Source organism: Microbulbifer sp. ABM4_008, from assembly GCF_056311705.1.
The window spans coordinates 4814518-4832481 of the sequence record NZ_CM149970.1; the positions used below are offsets into that span (position 1 = coordinate 4814518).

The following is a 17964-nucleotide window of genomic DNA, read 5'->3' on the forward strand; positions in this document are numbered from 1 at the left end:
CAGGAGACACAACCGTAAATCTTGCCGCTGGATCGCACAGGGCAGACCCACAATTAACGACACGGTTGCCAGAGTGCCTCCGCAGTAAATCGCTAAACCCTATTTACCGTATCGAGAGGCTATCGGACCCCAGGTAGATTTTTAATGGGGAGTCGAACCCCAGGCTCTCGCCTCTTTCCAGGTCGTTTGGATAACGATAGGACTTTGGCAGGAATCGAACCTGCTACAAATCGATAAGTTATCGACTGCTCTACCAAATGAGCTACAAAGTAGGCGTTTGAACTTCTATCCCGTAGGTACACCTGCCGCCATAGGCGGTGGTGCCGGGCCGGGATTCAGAACCGGCTCCGCTGACGGGCTAAAGGCCTCAAACTCGGTTGCGGCAACCCGGCGAATTCGCCCGGCGGCCTGCATACTTTAGCAATTGCCTTAGTTCGGCCGATCCCTGGCCTAAAACGCGTCAGCCTTTGACGCAAACCACTTGCTTGAGGGTGTAGACGATTTCCACCAGGTCTTTCTGTGCTGCCATAACCTTTTCTATAGGTTTGTAGGCCGATGGGGTTTCATCGATCACGCCCTCGTCTTTTCGACATTCCACATCGGCGGTGGCCGCGCGATGCTCTTCCAGGGAGACCAGCTTTTTGGCCTTGGTACGGGACATCACTCGTCCGGCCCCATGGCTACAGCTACAGAAGCTTTCTTCATTACCCAGCCCCCGCACAATAAAAGACTTGGCCCCCATACTACCGGGAATAATGCCCATTTCGCCGGCACGCGCTCTTACAGCGCCTTTCCGGGTCACCAATACATCTTTGCCGTAATGATGCTCGCGGGAAACGTAATTGTGGTGACAATTCACCGCTTCCATCCGTGCCTCAAAATCCATCCCCAGGGCCTGCTTCACCGCGCTAATAGTTCGCACCATCATTACTTCACGATTGATACGGGCAAACTCCTGCGCCCACTCCACCGCCTGCACATAGTCATCAAAGTGCTCTGTACCTTCCGGGAAATAGGCCAGGTCACTGTCCGGTAAGTGGATATGCCAGCGCTCCATATCCCGCTTGGCTTTCTCAATAAAGTAAGTGCCTATTCGATTTCCCACTCCCCGAGAGCCACTATGCAACATCAACCACACGCTACCCTGTTCATCCAGGCACATCTCGATAAAGTGATTGCCTGTACCAAGTGTTCCCAAGTGATTGATATTATTAGTATTCTTTAATACCGGATGCCTCTCTTTGAGCAGTTCAAACTGGGCGGCTAGAGGCGCCCAACCGGCAAGTGCATCGTCCGGTGGATTCTCCCAGGCCCCCTTGTCCCGCCCTCTCCCCCGGTGCCGGCCAGTACGGCCGTGGGGCACGGCGCGTTCGATGGCGCTGCGCACTCCAGCCAGGTTGTCCGGCAGTTGCGCCGCCGTCAGGCTGGTGCGAACCGCCATCATGCCGCAACCAATATCCACCCCTACGGCAGCGGGAATTACTGCCCCCAGAGTTGGGACCACACTTCCAATAGTGGCGCCTTTGCCCAGATGTACATCAGGCATCGCCGCGACCCATTTATGGATGAATGGCATCTGCGAGATATTTTTGAGCTGCGCTTTGGCTTCATCTTCAAAAGGCACACCCAGGGTCCAGGACTTAATCGGTACCCCACCTGCCTGCATTACTTCATATGGCATTGGTTTCATCTTCCACTCCTTTTGAAACCGCGCTTGGTATTCATGTATTTCATTTAGTTATTGATATAGCGAATTGGGTGCCAACTTTTGCAGACAACTGAAAAATACTTGTAACCTATTGTTTTTTAACGATTTATTTTTTATCTCAGGGTTTTTTACTAGATTTCTTGAGACAAGGGATTCATAAATATCTATCTTTTTTGATAGTTAAATCATATTTTAGATAGCATGAAGACAATCGCTATCAGTATTCTCGGTACTAGTAAGGACCGGCGCGGCAAAGGCGACAAGCGCTGGGATAAGTGGCGCCCAAACATTTCCATGTGCCAGCACGATGACTTATTGATCGATAGGCTGGAGCTCCTTTTCGACAACCACTCAAAAAACCTGGCTGACCAGGTCACAGAAGATATTGCGCGGGTGTCTCCAGAGACCGAAGTGGTCCACCACCGGGTGAACTTCAATGACCCTTGGGATTTCGAGAGCGTGTATAGCAATCTGCTGGATTTCGCCCGCGCCTATAGCTTCAAGCCGGATGACGAGCAGTACCTGGTGCATATCACCACCGGTACTCATGTAGCGCAGATCTGCTTGTACCTGTTAACAGAGGCGGGGTATTTCCCCGGACGTCTGCTGCAAACTTCCCCGGCGCGAAAGAACAGTAGCTTGCCGGGCGAATACCAAATCATCGATTTGGACCTGTCCAAATACGACCAGATTGCCTCGCGCTTCCAGAGGGAACACCAGGAGGGCACCACCTATCTGAAGGGGGGAATCGAGACCAACAATCTCGCTTTTAACCAGATGATCGAGCAGCTGGAGCAGGTATCGATTCGCTCCGACGCCCCCATACTAATTACCGGTCCCACAGGGGCAGGTAAATCCCAGCTGGCCCAGCGTGTCTTTGAACTACGCAAGCAGCGGGGCAAGCTGGAGGGTGGCCTGGTAGCCGTTAACTGCGCCACCCTGCGCGGCGAGAATGCCATGTCCGCCCTGTTCGGCCACCGTAAAGGCGCCTATACCGGTGCCACCACCCACCGGCCAGGCTTGCTAATGGAAGCAGATAAGGGCCTGCTGTTTCTCGATGAAATCGGTGAGTTGGGATTGGATGAGCAGGCCATGTTATTGCGTGCGATTGAGCACAAACGCTTTATGCCTTTCGGCTCTGATAAGGAGGTAAGCAGTCACTTCCAGCTGATCGCCGGTACCAACCGGGATCTCGTACAGCTCTGCCAAGAAGGTAAATTTCGCGCGGACCTGCTCGCCCGTATCGATCTGTGGACCTACCGACTGCCCTCTCTACGAGAGCGTATTGAAGACCTGGAACCCAATATAGATTTTGAGCTGGAGGCTTTCTCCAGGAAATCCGGGCATCTTGTCAGCTTTAATAGATCAGCACGGGAAAAGTACCTGAGTTTTGGGCGCTCCCGCGAGGCCAGCTGGTCTGCGAACTTTCGCGACCTTAACGCCAGTATCCTGCGTATGGGTACCCTCGCCGACGGTGGGCGTATCACGACTCAGGTAGTGGAAGAGGAAATCCATAGGTTGCGAATTAAATGGCAAAACCCACTAACAGATTCATCGCTACCCCTTGCCCGTATCGAAACACTGTTGGCGCTAGACCACATCGAGCAGATGGATTACTACGAGCAAATCAAACTAGCTGGGCTAATTCAGGTTTGTGCAGAGTCCAATTCGATGGCAGAGGCCGGACGCAAATTATTTCAAGTGAGCCGCACCTCAAAAAAATCCAACAACGACTCACACCGGGTACGCCAACTTTTAGATAAATACGGTCTTAAATTCGACCAGTTGAATAAAACATAGAGGCCCTCTGGCAGCTTTTTTTGTTAGTCTGATTCCAAAAGCCGGACACTGGATCATGGAATGAGATACACCTATTTAACGCCGTTTATTTTCTTACTCAGCGCCTGTGAGCCAACCCAGTTCGCAGGTGGTACCGCCTTGCCAGATGGCTCTGTTTACAAAGGCGAGATGCTTAACGGTCTGTTTCATGGGCAGGGTCAGCTCGAATGGCCCAATGGCAGCCTTTATCGTGGCGACTTTCGAAAAGGTCGCATGACAGGTGAAGGTGAGTTAACTGGAAGTGATGGCTGTAGCTATGAAGGGGAATTCCTCAACGGAGAGCCCCACGGCAAAGGTCGCTATAGCTGCGATGAAACTGAGTGGGCGGGAGAATTCCATAAAGGGGAGCTGCAAAGCGGTACTTTAAATTGGGATGAAGGTGGGAGTTATCATGGTGAGTTTTTAAACTTTGATCCCCACGGCGAAGGCAAACTCACTGCAGAAGATGGCAGCTTTTATCATGGCAGCTTTGAAAACGGTTTTTTAATACAAGGTAGCTACTCGGATAGCGATGGCTATCGCTATACCGGCAGCTTCGAGTACGGCTCCTATTCCGGCGAAGGTGAACTCACCCAGCCTGACGGCACGATTATCCGTGCCACTTTTCGCTATGGAGAAGCAGAAGGAGAAGGCGTACGAATAAGTACGAATGCTGAAGGAAACACTGTCGAGGAGTCTGCCTATTTCTCCGGGGGTACCTATTACCCCAGCGAAGACGCCTGGCGCGCACAGACGGATATTCCCGGTGCCCAGGCAGAAACCCGCCTCTATAGCGAAAGTGAGCGTTTACATAATGCTATAGAAGCCCTCCCCTCACAGAGACCTGGCGTACGCGATACTTACGCCCTACTGATAGGTGGTGATGGCACCTCTCCGGTATTCGCAAGGGAGCTGGACTGGGTGGCAGAGCGCCTCGACGAAGCCTTTAACATTGACCAACGTATGCTGCGCCTCAGTAACGGCGGTGGATATGGTTTCCCCCTGGCTACCCGCACCAGTATCCAGGAAAGCCTCAATGCTATTGATCAATTAATGGACCCCAAAGAAGATTTACTTCTCATACACCTGGTCAGCCATGGTGCTCGAAATGGAGATTTCAAAATTGCCGAGGGGGAGATTCCCCTAAATGACTTCTCACTGAAAGATGGGCAACGATTGCTGGACAATATTAACGCCCAGTACCAGTGGATCGTTGTTTCAGCCTGCTTTTCCGGTCAATGGGTAGAAGCCCTACATAGCCCCAATCGGGTCATCTTTACTTCGGCCGCTGCGGATCGCAGCTCCTTTGGATGTAGCGATGATTCCGAGCGCACCTGGTTTAGTTCCGCACTTTACGGTGAAGCCCTCAATCAGGGAGTGAATAATCCTGAGACATGGTTTGAAGCCGCCAAGTTAAAAGTAACCGAGATGGAACAGGAACAGGGGATTAAAAGAAGCCGCCACTCCCTGCCCCAATATTCAGTGGGAGAGAATTTCCTAATGTGGTGGCATGGAAAAAAATCGATTTATTAATTTTGGAATTCCGGTACAAACCGACTAAAAAATTATTTTTGGTACTAATCACTATCTACCATAATACCAAGCGAAAGGAGATACCTTCTTGGAGTTCGCTAGCCTCTCTGTAGAGTTATTGTTTATTTTGTTTTTCGTCGCCGTTATTGCGGGCCTACTTGATACACTAGCAGGTGGGGGCGGCCTGATAACTGTACCGGCCCTTATTCTTAGTGGCGTCCCACCACTAGCTGCCTTGGGCACCAATAAACTACAAGGCAGTATTGGTACTGCAACTGCTACCTACATGATGCTTAGAAATAACAGGATCAGTTGGGATGGGATTAAAAATCTAATGCTATTTGCCTTTATTGGCGCAGCCATGGGCACAATAGCAGTACAGTTCATCAATACTGATGTTTTGTCATTTATTATTCCTGCTATTCTTTTATTTATCGCTATTTATTTTATAGTTTCTCCATCCCTTACTCATAGTAGTACTAAACCCAAGGTCTCAAGAAAGAAATACCAATATGGCGTAATCCCATTTATTGGTTACTATGATGGTATGTTTGGCCCCGGAACTGGATCATTTTTTGCCTTATCAGGCGTTGCCTGTAGGGGACAGGATTTACTAACCTCCACGGCCAATGCAAAACCTCTCAATTTTTCCACTAATATCGCATCTTTAATCGTATTCTTATTTGCCGGTCAAATTTTATGGGCTGCTGGAATCTTAATGATGATTGGACAAGTTATAGGTGCCTGGCTGGGATCTCATTTTCTATTTAAAATTAATCCTGGTTATTTACGGGGAATGGTAGTTCTTATGTGTGGTGGAATGTTAATAAAATATATCCACTCTATGGGATGGATAGATTATATCTTCTGAAAGGTATGGAGGTGGCTGGAACTCAGAAAAATCAGATTAAATATTAAGACTTTGGATTGTTTTATGGAGTATCTAAAAAGATCTTTAATGAACTTCTTTTTTAAGCTCCATCAACTCCTTCTTGATCTCGGTGATTTGATTCGATAGCTTGCTCTCAAAATCTTCATTGATTATCGACATATACTGCTCAAACCGGCTCTGTTTTATTAGATATTCTAATCTCTCTAGTAATTCATCATTGGAAACTCTTCTCTTGGCTCTTTTCCTGGTAAATTTTATCAGTGACTTTACCCAGTCAGGCAGTCGATAATAAGTATTTTGAAACCCTCTGCTTATGGAGTATCTAATACCATTATGTCGTATATAGCTAGATAGCTTTGATGGTAGTAACCTATAAAATAGATTTAAATATTTATCCAACTTATTGCAATCGGAATACCACTCTCTCACCAAACTCTGCTTATCTCTGTCTAACTTCAGAGCGCCTAAAGCTTCATTAAATTCTCTTTCTGTATATTTCTCTATTAATTTTGACTTAATTAATAGAGAAATTACTTTTTTATCACCATAAAGCGGTCGTAATTCTATCAAATGCAGCAACCAACACCCAAGAAGATCATTCTTATAATCCGTATCACTAGAATTTTTTGCTAAGTAGTCAAATACAAAATGATATTGATTTAACAATCGCTGAACCATTAGATCACTTTCCTTTTCATCCATATTGACTAAACTATACGACCCAATTTCTGGCAAAACTAATATTGATTTAGCCTTGACGGTTGTTATCCAATGTAGAGAGTGACCATTAACGCAGGAACCCAAAATAAATTCGGATATTTTATTTCCACAAACAAAGTCCCTGCGATAAAACCTCCTGACATTTATAGAATTTATTTTTAAAACAAACCTGAATTTATCATCAATTGATTCTGAAAATTTTTGTAAGGGTTTATTATGGCTAAAAAATACTATATCCGGATTATCGCTATTGACTATATCCTGTAATTTAGGGATCAAGGTAGGGTACCAACAATCTCCCTCATCGATAAATCCAACATACTCGCCAAAAGTATTTTTTATCCCAAATTCAAAAATTAGCTGGTCATCAATCTGTGAAGTACTCGGAATATGAATACTTCGAATTCTGGGCATTGAACCTGTAAATTTATTAATTCGATTGCGCTCATCATTTTCGCAAAAATGAAGAACAAGAATCTCTATGTCCTTGTATTGCTGTCGAATAATACTCTGCAGACAGGTATTGAGATAGACACCGCTAGACTTTGAAATAACGACAATCGAAATCATGCGCATACCACTGAAGTTCGGTAATCTAATACTGAATTAGCAGTATCTGGATCTTTATCAAAGAGTATTCTCAAATCCGCATTACTCAATGATAGAAAAGATCTTGTAAACTGAGATTGAAAGCTCCCCCTATACTCTTCGTCAAGATTACGCCAGCACCAGTTAAACAATGCTAACTTGCTTTTGACATACAAGTGGTAAAACCTATCTCTAAGATTAATATTCTTATTAAAGAAGTCTTCAATCTCATCAAAAACCTGTAATACAGATATACGCCGTGCATCTGATATATTTGACAACCTATTTCCTGTGGAGTCGACATTATGAATACAGAAAGGGGATTCAAATAATGCAATATCTTTAGCATTTGTGAGCAAATTCCAATGTGCTAATACATCATTATGTACAGGCGTTTGTGAAAATCTAAGGGAAACTCTTTTAGCATAACTGGTTTTAATCAATCTATTCCAAGGAAAGGGTGTTAAACATAGAATGCTATCAAGATCAAAAGCGGAGAAAGTCCTGTTACCAAAGGCTCTAAGCGCTCTGTAGAAAATGGAATTGTCATCACCTGCCATACCAAGATTAATAGTGCTTCCTGGAAATCTACACTGATAGGCCATCAACAAAATATCACTATTAACTTTTGTAGCAATTGAAACAGCTCGATCCAACATATTTGGGAGGATTAAATCATCGGCATCAAAAAATAAAGTCAGTGGCTCAGCTATTTGATCGAGAGCACTATTCCTACAATAGCCTGCCCCATTGTTACCATCGTTTAAAATAATTTTATATGGAATTCTATTTTTCTGAAGAAAATCAGCGGCCAACCCAACCGTGGTATCTGAGGAATTATCGTCAGATAAATAAATTTTTACATCAGTCGAATTATTATGAACAATAGAGTTCAACGTATTAACAATATTATTGTTTTCATTATATGTTGGTATCACCACCCCAACTTTACTGTTAGGCATACAAATTCTCTTTATAATTCTCTCAATTATCCCAAAGCAGCAGAGTTAAATGTAAATTCAATAAGTAAATTAATTTGAATATAATCAAGTCTGATAAAGGCTGTACCACTTAAAGTAGACAGCTATACACCTTTTTTCAAACTTATTGATCGATGATTTGCTTAAGCTAGATGATTTCGGGAAGGCTAAGGTATACAGTAAAAGAATTAGACGCCTACTCAAGGCGCCTAGATTTACCAGAACCAATTCTTAGAGTTTTGATTAGGTGCTATATGGCAAGAATAATGTCTTCAATCGGCTTATCAAATTTTATTAAATCTTTATTTTTCTCATCCTTATAAAGCTTGATATAAGCTTTATACATAGCTGAAGGTGATTCCTGCAAAAGTGAAATCAGATAATCCCTACCCTTTAACTCTTCGATTCTATTGCCGATATAGAAACCTACAAAATACAACGGACTATCCCATACTGCAGAAAAACCCAAATGATAGATTTTGTCGAAGTCTAAACTTGAATCACGGCATGCACGAAAAAGCATTGCTTCAAATAATACAAAGTTACTATCTATTCGTTGTAAATTTCTTTTAAATTTTTTCTTAAACCATTCTGTGTACTCTTTTCCCTCTGTAACACTTAATGGAGAACCCACAATAGAGGCTATCCCCTCCAGACGGGTTTGATTTAAGATTTTCTCACAATTAGAATCTGGATTTTCTCCCTTTCCATAAAAATTGGACTGAGCAACATGATATAACTCATGCGTTGAAAGTGTCAGTAAACCTTCATAATCTCCTTTAAAATACTGCAGCGCAATATAAAAGTTATCATCTTTGGCCCAACCGTCAGAAGTTCCCCCGACTACCATAAAAATATTGGTATCAAAGAAAATATCTTTAGGAGAATAATCACCAATTCCCCTCTTTACACTATTTAAGTATTGCTGAGGATTGCTCTTTATTATCTTGAGTATATCTTCAACTTCGGACAACCGTTCATTTAATTGTTGAAACCTAAATGGATCATTTTTAACTGGATTACCTTCAACAACATCGATCAAACTAGACCGAAATGACTCTGCATTGGCTGTATTGTCAAATCTTGAGGTTTGATGGATCGTTGCTTGTATACCCTGCAAACTCATCAGCTTATCTAATTGATCATCAGATACTTTGTCTCCAGATAAAATATCAACCAATCTATCAGCACTCTCAAAATCAATTGTTATTTTATCTGTTACTTTCGCTGAGGAAAAAGCCGTAAGGCTTATCAATGACAAGCCTAAAAAAATCACCCACTTAAAGATATTCATCTTACCTCTCGCAAAAATGTAAAAGAAAAGAATAATCAGGTATTTAATCTAAAAAGAATGCTTATTGTGTGATTATTAGACCTTTATTACCTACACAACCTCCACTCCGAATATGAGACAAAAACAATGCATTTTATGCCAACAAAGCGACTTGTGTTTTCAGCTGTCTAAAAGAAAGTTTTGCTTACGACAGAGGATATCTTAAAAAGATTAAATCCCACCCACAGGTTGTGAATGGGATTCAGGTAGACTTAGGCAGACTTCTGCTCTTCAATAAACCGCTGCATCTGCTCTTCCAGCATCGAAAGAGGCAAAGCACCATTACTTAGCAGTGCATCGTGAAACGATCGCAAATCAAACTTATCGCCAAGCTCTTTTTCCGCAAGAGCTCGCAGCTGTCGAATTTTAATTTCCCCCATCTTGTAAGATAGCGCCTGCCCCGGCCAGGATATATAGCGATCTACTTCTGCACGTACATTAGCCGGAGAGAGGGATGTATTATTGGAAAGAAAGTTTAATGCTTGCTGTCGTGACCACCCCTGAGAATGAATTCCAGTATCAATCACAAGGCGTGCGGCACGCCACATTTCATAGCTGAGTCGCCCAAAGTGTTCGTAGGGAGTGGTGTACAGTCCCATCTCTTTACCCAGTCGTTCAGAATAAAGGGCCCAACCTTCTCCATAAGCGCTCAAGTAAAGGTTGCGACGAAAGTCCGGTACATTCTCAAGCTCTTGCGAGAGAGCATTTTGTAAATGATGCCCCGGTACTGCTTCATGCAAGGTAAGAGCAGGTAGCTCATACAAGGGACGCTGGTCCAGCCCGTGAGTATTCAACCAGTAGGCACCACCGCGAGTACCGCCAATGGCGGCTGGATTATAGGAGGCCGTAGTGTAGTTAGGAGCTATTTCACTGGGAACTGGTACCACGCCATAGGGAGTACGCGGCAATAAATTAAAGAACTCCGGCAATACATAGTCAATCCGCTTGGATATATAGGCCGTTTCCTTGAGCAGCTGTTCCGGCGTTTTAGCGTAAAACTGTGGGTCTGTGCGCAGGAATTGGGTGAATTCTGTAAAGCTGCCCTTAAAGCCTGACTCCTTGATCAGAGCTTTCATTTCCGCGCGGATTCTCTTCACTTCGGCAAGGCCCGTGCGATGAATCTCCGCAGGGTCCAGATCCAGGGTCACGTAGTAGCGAATGTTGTGGCGATAGTAGTCGCTACCACCAGGCATCTGTTCAGCACCCAAAGTCTTTGTGGCCGCCTTTAGGTAGTCGCCCTCAAGGAAATCCGCTACCCGTCCAAATGCGGGAATAGCTACTTGCTTAATCACAGCTAAACCCTGCTCTCGCAGACGCTTCTGCTCATCGGGCGCGATGGTTTGCGGCATCTCAGCAAAAGGCTTATACAAGCTGCTTTTACTGGGATCTTTATATACTTGAGCGCGTACCGTTGGCGCTATACCTTCTACAACGATTTTGGGCAACACAAAGCCAGAGCGAATACCTTCGCGCATATTGGCAATGTTCTCATCGAAGTAGCGACCAAATTCACCGATACGGGCAATATAGTCCTCGTAATCGGCGATATCCCTCATCGCCAAACCACTATTTGCCTCAAGCGCACTTGCGTAAAAACTTGAGAAGGTGTTTAGGGGAATTCGGTCGAGAAACAGTTCCTCTTCCTCAACTGAGCTGGCAAGAACCCAAGAGAGAAGCTCACTATTGACGCGGTCTGAAGCACTTAACTTACTTTGATCGATAGCCTCAAGGCGCCGGATAAAGGCCTGCTCAGCCTTTATCCGACGTTGACGATCCTCTGCAGTCACCCCGGGCAATTCTCGATTGTAATCGGAAACGCCAACTCGCCCTGCAGTAATCGGGTCTTCCCTCAGCGTGTATTGCCAGTGATCCTTAAGAACACTTTGAAGTTCTTCTGTAGCAGTTGCTGCCCAGGCTGAGGGCATCAATAGGCTAGTGGCAATAAGCGGTCCTGTTAGGGACTTGAGGTAGTAAGTAAGTGATTTCTTGAATTTCACCCTTGGCTCCGTAGTGCTGTTGGTATCTAAAAAGAACAACAGAGCTTGCTCTTTTAGTTACCCTACAGAGTAGGCGTGGCAAGCTTGTACCAGCACTATACACGAAGGATGGATAATAGTGACTCAGCGGAATAAACATACCGCCACAAGTGAGGTGGAGGAGTATAATTTCCTCCACCAAGTGGTCAAACAGTTGGCTGGTAACTTAGGTGGCATGCGCATAACAGCGCACGTCATAGCTCCCACTCAGACCAATGGCATACATAGATGTATTCCAGAAAGAGTTTACAAACCAGTTGCGGAATGCGTTCTTGGTTGGGAACCAGAATTCTCCAAAATTTGGGTCGAAAAACAACACATCTTCCGCAACCCAAGCTGCCATGGCGTGGGCACCCACCTTACCTGAAATACCGATTTTCTTGTAAGAGCCGGCGCTTCTCGTCGGCTCCCTAATAATTTCATCAGCAAGCGCTGCAGAGTTGCGCATAGTAGTTTGTCCACGATCTAACCGAGGGCCTGTGACCACGTGAATTTGGCGCTGACCATTTGGCCCAGCGATACCCACACCGCCATTATTCTGAAGAGGCAGAATATTGTGAGATTGCAGCCACGTCTCTGAGACCTGATCCTGGTTTGGTGCATTTCCACCAATCTGGTGCAAGGTCATCACATGGAAAAGATGCTGCTCACTCAATGTATTATTGGGGAAGAGCCAATTCCAAAGGCTTCCATCCTCTGCGTGAAATTTGATCCAGTGGGCACTCAGGGATTCACAGACTCCGCCAGCAGTATCCTGGTGTATGGTGATCTGTGCCTTCACCGGATCCAAACATTGACTGAAATTATATTGAAGTGTGCCACCGTGCTGGGCCACAGATCTCTGAACAGGACCAACCCTTGTCCCGGTAAGTGCAAGTACTGTTTTATCAAACCAAATCGGCATGTCCATCTCCCCTGTATTCACAATGTAGAAACACTTATTCAGCGATTAGTTAACTACTTCTGAGAAGTGCTTTCCGGTATATGCATTAGATTGAAACAGAAAAATTACAGGGCAGATAGGTGTCCATTTTTTTTTAAAATCGACTCTGGCACTCTTTTCTCAGGCCAAAGATAGCAGTTCGAAATAGATTGAGGCGCAAGTATTTATTTGACTCTGGCACTATTTTTTATGGGTAAGAATATCACGGCTATTTACGATTAATTCCATGCTAGAACAGACCCAACTACACTTGCCAGTCAGATTACACAGGTCCTTTAATTCGACTCTGGTACTATTTTTGGTGCAAAAAAATTGACCTATGACATGGAAACTATCTAAATGGAAATATTTTTTTGTAGTTGGCGACAATTGATTTTATCTTTCCAGAGATAGAGCTTATTACCTCCAGATAATTACGACTTGAAAATGAGTCAATGATAAGAAGTGAAATAGGTAGAAGTGGTAATAACTAAAAAAGGCAGCCGGGTGAACCCGGCTGCCGAGCGCCCATGGGGGAAGGGCTAAGAGGAAAAAATTGGTAGTGGATTGCTACTACTAATGGAACCACTTAAAACAGTTACTCCCAATTTATGTGCGGCGAGCGTAAGAGCGAACTTCATAGCCACCGCTTAGCCCTACTGAATACATAGAGTTATGCCAAAATGATTGGGTAAACCAATTGAAGAATGAATTTCTGGATTCGAACCAGAATTCACCAAAGTTGGGGTCAAAAAAAGTAATGTCCTGCGCAACCCAGGCAGCCATTGCATGACCTGCAAAAGTGCCATCAAGACCTATCTTCTTATAGCAACCAGCACCGCCCGTCTGATCCAAAATAATCTCCCTTGCCAAAGCATTGGGAGAGAAAACGCCACTCTGGCCTTGCGCTCTACGGGAATGATGAATACCCCGAATAGTATTTCCTCCCCGGCCATTCGGGAAAGCACCACCAAATACATTTTGACTGGTGGGAAAAATATTCTGTGTGCTGAGCCAGGCTTCTGTAGTTGCGTCTTGGTTATTCTGTGTGCCCGCCTGTTGCAGGGTCATTACGTGAAATAAGTGCTGTTCATCCAGTGCACCCGCCGGCATTAACCAATCCCACAAGCTCCCTCCATCAGAGTGATACTTGATCCAAAAAGCGGAAAGCGCTTCACAAACACCACCGGAAGTATCTTCGTGAATAGTGATTTGTGCTTTTACCGGATCCTTACACTGGCTGAAGTTGTATGTCAGTTGACCCCGATGATTGGCTACAGATTGTTGTACGGGGTTTACGCGTGTTCCAGTTACAGCGAGAACGGTTTTATCGACCCAAATAGGCATATTCGATCCCTCATTTTATGAGATAAAAACGCTGCACAAATCCTTTTTTAAAAACTGAAAATTTGTAGCGCCTGTGAATTGGGCGGGCATTGAACCAGAAAAGTTCCAGGGCCAACAGAGTATAAAAGCGCTTTTTAAATCGACTCTGGCACTATTTTTTCATCTAGCGTTAATCTTGCCTGAATCCTACTTTGCTGAAATCTATTAGCCAAAAATAATCTGGCAACAGACAATATTTAGACGTTTCTAACTACGAAGACAAAATAGAGATAAGAAGATATTTTTACTTATAAATATTTATCATTCTTAATCTCAAATAGGACACATAGCAATTTATAGAAAGTACACTTTTACAAAACTCATCAGTTTAAAAAAGTGGCTTGTAACATCAAACTGCTAGAGTAGGTGTGCAAGTAAAAAGCTATGCAATAAATTGCATAAAAAACTAAGCAACAACGCCTGTGCAGGTCTCTTTGCCAGCACACTTTTAGCCACTCAATACAGCACTACTAAGTTGGTTGTGAAATATTTAGGCAGGAATGATTCAACAGCAAAGTGGTAAGTAAGATGCCTCGACCAAATTCTGTCCCTAGGTCGTTAACTCCAGGGGATAAAATTCGGTCGAGGTTTGGCTAAACGGTGTTAAACCTGCTCTACAGTCTGCTCAATACGTCCAAAGATAGATTGCCCTTGATCATCGAGCATTTCAATGGAAATGGTATTTCCAAAGTCCATAAATGGCGTGCTTGCAGAGCCATTCTGGATGGTCTCAATCATGCGAATCTCGGCAATACAGCTGTAACCAACACCGCCTTCAGCTACAGGCTTACCGGGGCCGCCATCCAACTTATTGGACACCGTTCCAGAGCCAATAATGGTGCCTGCGCAAAGTGGACGAGTTCTGGCCGCGTGGGCGACCAGTTGCCCGAAGTGGAAGGTCATATCCACACCGGCATTGGGCTCTCCAAACTTCTCACCATTCAAATGGGAAACCAGTGGCAGATGCAATTTACCCTCGCTCCAGTTTTCACCCAATTGTTCAGGGGTTACGCAAACAGGGGAGAAAGCACTAGAGGGTTTGGACTGGTAGAAACCAAATCCTTTGGCCAGTTCCGCAGGTATCAATCCGCGCAGGGATACATCATTGACCAACATTACCAACTTGATATGGGACAGTGCATCCTCAGCGGACACCCCCATAGGAACATCGTCGGTGATCACGGCAATTTCTGCCTCGAAGTCGATGCCAAAGCCATTGCTTTGCGGCATCTTTACCGGCTCGCGTGGATCCAGGAAGGTATCGGAACCACCTTGATACATGAGCGGATCGCTGTAGAAGCTCTCCGGCACCTCAGCACCGCGGGCTTTGCGCACCAGCTCAACATGATTCACGTAAGCACTACCGTCGGCCCAGTGATATGCGCGCGGTAAAGGCGAAGCACACAGAGTTTGGTCAAAGGCTTCCCCTTGAATCTCACCATTTTGCAGGCGCTCGTGTAGCTTCTCCAACTCGCTGCTGACCGATGCCCAATTGTCCAACGCACTCTGCATGGTGGGGGCAATATCCCCAGCTGGCACCATACGGGTAAGATCGTCGCTAACAACAACCAATTGGCCATCGCGGCCGGATTTAAGGCTGGCTAACTTCACTGTGCCTCCCCTTCAGTTTTTTCCACAAATTCTTCTTCCCCATGCATCCAGGCGGCGTGCCTTGGGGCTTTTTTAGTACGTGACCACTCTTCCAACATATCCTCAGCAACCCGCTTCAGCTCTTTATGCATACCGGGCTTGGCGGTATTGGCAGCCAGCTCGATACGATGGCCGTTGGGGTCGAAGAAGTAGATCGACTGGAAGATAGTGTGATTGGTAGGGCCGAGTACGTCGACCCCGGCCGCTTCCAGTCGCGCTTTGGTCTCAAGCATTTCTTCCATGGACTCCACTTCGAAAGCGATATGCTGTACCCATTTGGGTGTGTTCTCATCGCGCCCCATCTCCGGGGAGTTGGGGATTTCGAAGAAGGCAAGCACATTCCCCATACCCGCATCCATAAAGACGTGCATGTAAGGGTCCGGCTCACCGGTTGAGGGTACCTCGTTTTCGGCAATGGCCAGCTGGAAGTCCATGCCGAGAAGATCGCGGTAGAATTCCACTGTCTCCTTGGCGTCCCTACAGCGATACGCCACGTGGTGAATGCGCTTAATGCCCATTGAAGCCTCCGTTATTATTCCTTTTCTTTAATGACGCCACGCTTGAGCTGGTCGCGCTCAATGGATTCGAACAGGGCCTTAAAGTTACCCTCACCAAACCCTTCATCTTCCTTGCGCTGGATAAACTCAAAGAATACCGGGCCGAGCATATTAGCGGAGAAAATCTGCAACAGCAGGCGCGGTTGGCCGCCCTCGGTGGTGCCATCCAGCAGGATGCCACGGCTCTGGAATTCTTCAGTAGGTTCACCGTGCCCAGGCAGGCGCTCTTCCAGCATTTCGTAGTAGGTGTCCGGCGGCGGGGTCATAAACTCCATGCCGCGCTCTTTCAGGCGATCCCAACAGGCAATTAAGTCATCACAAGCAAAGGCGATATGCTGGATACCTTCGCCGTTGTACTTCATCAGGAACTCTTCGATCTGGCCGCCGCCACCAGCTGCTTCTTCGTTCAGCGGAATACGGATCTTGCCATCCGGTGCAGTCATCGCCTTGGACAGCAGGCCGGTGTATTCGCCTTTGATATCGAAGTAACGAATCTCGCGGAAGTTGAACAGGTCTTCGTAATACTTGGCCCAGTAATCCATACGGCCGCGATACACGTTGTGGGTAAGATGATCCAGAGTGTGGAAACCACAACCTTCAGGGCGACGCTCTACGCCCTCTTCCCAGATAAAGTCGATATCGTAGATGGACTCACCATCTTCGTAGCGATCAATCATGTACAGGGTCGCACCGCCAATACCTTTGATTGCCGGCAGGTGCAGTTCCATCGGGCCAGTATTCACATGAATAGGCTGTGCACCTTTGCGCAGGGCCTCTTCGTAGGCGAACTTGGCATCTTTTACGCGGAAGGCAAGGCCACAAGCGGAGGGACCGTGCTCCTGGGCGTAGTAATAGGCGTGGCTGTCGGGCTCGTAGTTGGTGATGAAGTTGATATCACCCTGGCGCCACAACTCCACTGCCTTGGAGCGGTGACGGGCGATTTTCTCAAAGCCCATGGCGGTAAAAACGGTTTCAAGGATGCCTTTTTCCGGCGCTGTAAACTCTACGAATTCGAAGCCGTTAAGTCCCATCGGGTTTTCAAATAAGTCGGCCATGCGGTCCTCCATTTCTTATCATCGCAGCACTTCAAAGCGGGGCTGCGGATTGTGGATTTAAAGCGCAAACGAAGTTAGTTGCAGATGTAACTAATGTCAAGGAACTCTGGATCAGCTAAAAAATGAGTACTAGAAGAGTGTTTTTAGTCACCAGCCTCCAAAGCTAGCGCCTGGGAGAATAACCAGCTGGCAACGGGTCCTTGGACAGGATCGGGAGAGTAATCGGGAGCCGGGTGCGACACAGTGGTTGCGCCACACCCGTGCACAGCCGACCTTACTTACGCGTGCATTTACCGGTATCGGTACGACACATATGATCCTTGTGAAACTTGCCGGTCATCTGGTCGCACTGGGATTTGCTCACATCTCCAGCACAGGCATTTTCGGCATGCTGGCAGCAACCGGTTTCAGCGGTGCCCATTCCTTTATTGCCGTCCATCCCTTCATCTTTCTTGCGCTGTTCGCAGGCAGACAGGGTCAAAACCATCGCCGCGGCCAGTATCCCAATTGAAGCTTTGAGTCTCATAAAGGCCTCCTAAATACCCGGCTTAGCGGCCGGTGACATGGATATCGCGGAATCTGCCGCGCATTGCTTTGTGCGACCCGCGTAGATTTACCCGACATCTCCACCAGCTCAGGGATTTTGCGATTAGGCGCGCCATCCCATTATTACCCTGCAGATTTACCGGGCCATGCATTGACTGTAGCCCACACTGGCAGCGAAACCATCTGACTGACAGGACATTTACGTTAATTTGCCCCTGACAGCCCATCCAAATAACTGAA

Annotated in this window: 14 protein-coding genes and 1 tRNA gene; 3 read left to right on the forward strand and 12 right to left on the reverse strand. The window is 46.1% G+C overall.

The window, feature by feature from the left end; genetic code table 11:
• Positions 1-199: 199 nt before the first annotated feature.
• Together ACYX4J_RS20915 and ACYX4J_RS20920 are read right to left on the reverse strand one after the other, a co-directional pair.
• Positions 200-271 (reverse strand) — tRNA-Ser (locus ACYX4J_RS20915).
• A 189-nt stretch (positions 272-460) separates the two neighbouring features.
• Entirely contained in the window at positions 461-1690 is a 1230-nt protein-coding gene (locus tag ACYX4J_RS20920; protein WP_476177471.1) for an RtcB family protein, read from the reverse strand.
• Positions 1691-1909: 219 nt separating this feature from the next.
• Here ACYX4J_RS20920 and rtcR point away from each other — a divergent pair, with 219 nt between their 5' ends.
• The 3 genes from rtcR (at position 1910) to ACYX4J_RS20935 (ending at position 5930) form a co-directional block, all read left to right on the forward strand.
• Positions 1910-3508, forward strand: coding sequence for an RNA repair transcriptional activator RtcR (gene rtcR, locus ACYX4J_RS20925; RefSeq protein ID WP_476177472.1), 1599 nt, complete (start codon positions 1910-1912; stop codon positions 3506-3508).
• 60 nt (positions 3509-3568) lie between these two features.
• Positions 3569-5059 carry a C13 family peptidase gene (locus ACYX4J_RS20930; protein ID WP_476177473.1) on the forward strand — a complete coding sequence of 497 codons (1491 nt, stop codon included), beginning with the start codon at positions 3569-3571 and terminating at the stop codon, positions 5057-5059.
• A gap of 88 nt (positions 5060-5147) precedes the next feature.
• Positions 5148-5930, forward strand: coding sequence for a TSUP family transporter (locus ACYX4J_RS20935; RefSeq protein ID WP_476177474.1), 783 nt, complete (start codon positions 5148-5150; stop codon positions 5928-5930).
• A gap of 84 nt (positions 5931-6014) precedes the next feature.
• On the opposite strand, the gene ACYX4J_RS20940 is transcribed toward ACYX4J_RS20935, so the two are convergent.
• The 10 genes from ACYX4J_RS20940 to ACYX4J_RS20985 form a co-directional block, all read right to left on the reverse strand.
• On the reverse strand, positions 6015-7241 hold the full coding sequence (locus tag ACYX4J_RS20940) for a glycosyltransferase family 2 protein (RefSeq protein ID WP_476177475.1): 1227 nt from the start codon (positions 7239-7241) through the stop codon (positions 6015-6017).
• Positions 7238-8221: a glycosyltransferase family 2 protein gene (locus ACYX4J_RS20945; protein ID WP_476177476.1), complete on the reverse strand. Its 984-nt coding sequence runs from the start codon at positions 8219-8221 to the stop codon at positions 7238-7240. The genes ACYX4J_RS20940 and ACYX4J_RS20945 overlap by 4 nt, the downstream gene beginning before the upstream one ends.
• Before the next feature lie 268 nt (positions 8222-8489).
• On the reverse strand, positions 8490-9533 hold the full coding sequence (locus tag ACYX4J_RS20950) for a DUF5700 domain-containing putative Zn-dependent protease (protein ID WP_476177477.1): 1044 nt from the start codon (positions 9531-9533) through the stop codon (positions 8490-8492).
• 251 nt (positions 9534-9784) lie between these two features.
• A complete protein-coding gene (locus ACYX4J_RS20955; protein ID WP_445359258.1) occupies positions 9785-11569 on the reverse strand; it encodes a DUF885 domain-containing protein in 1785 nt (594 codons plus the stop codon).
• A gap of 205 nt (positions 11570-11774) precedes the next feature.
• Complete coding sequence (locus ACYX4J_RS20960; RefSeq protein ID WP_413663975.1) at positions 11775-12512, reverse strand: YopT-type cysteine protease domain-containing protein; 738 nt, start codon at positions 12510-12512, stop codon at positions 11775-11777.
• A gap of 627 nt (positions 12513-13139) precedes the next feature.
• A complete protein-coding gene (locus ACYX4J_RS20965; RefSeq protein WP_413663974.1) occupies positions 13140-13877 on the reverse strand; it encodes a YopT-type cysteine protease domain-containing protein in 738 nt (245 codons plus the stop codon).
• 642 nt (positions 13878-14519) lie between these two features.
• A complete protein-coding gene (locus ACYX4J_RS20970; protein WP_444895534.1) occupies positions 14520-15527 on the reverse strand; it encodes a fumarylacetoacetate hydrolase family protein in 1008 nt (335 codons plus the stop codon).
• On the reverse strand, positions 15524-16084 hold the full coding sequence (locus ACYX4J_RS20975; RefSeq protein ID WP_252084079.1) for a VOC family protein: 561 nt from the start codon (positions 16082-16084) through the stop codon (positions 15524-15526). The genes ACYX4J_RS20970 and ACYX4J_RS20975 overlap by 4 nt, the downstream gene beginning before the upstream one ends.
• A 14-nt stretch (positions 16085-16098) precedes the next feature.
• Complete coding sequence (gene hppD, locus ACYX4J_RS20980; protein ID WP_476177478.1) at positions 16099-17178, reverse strand: 4-hydroxyphenylpyruvate dioxygenase; 1080 nt, start codon at positions 17176-17178, stop codon at positions 16099-16101.
• Between the two features lie 274 nt (positions 17179-17452).
• Positions 17453-17704, reverse strand: coding sequence for a hypothetical protein (locus ACYX4J_RS20985; RefSeq protein ID WP_413663971.1), 252 nt, complete (start codon positions 17702-17704; stop codon positions 17453-17455).
• Positions 17705-17964: the final 260 nt, after the last annotated feature.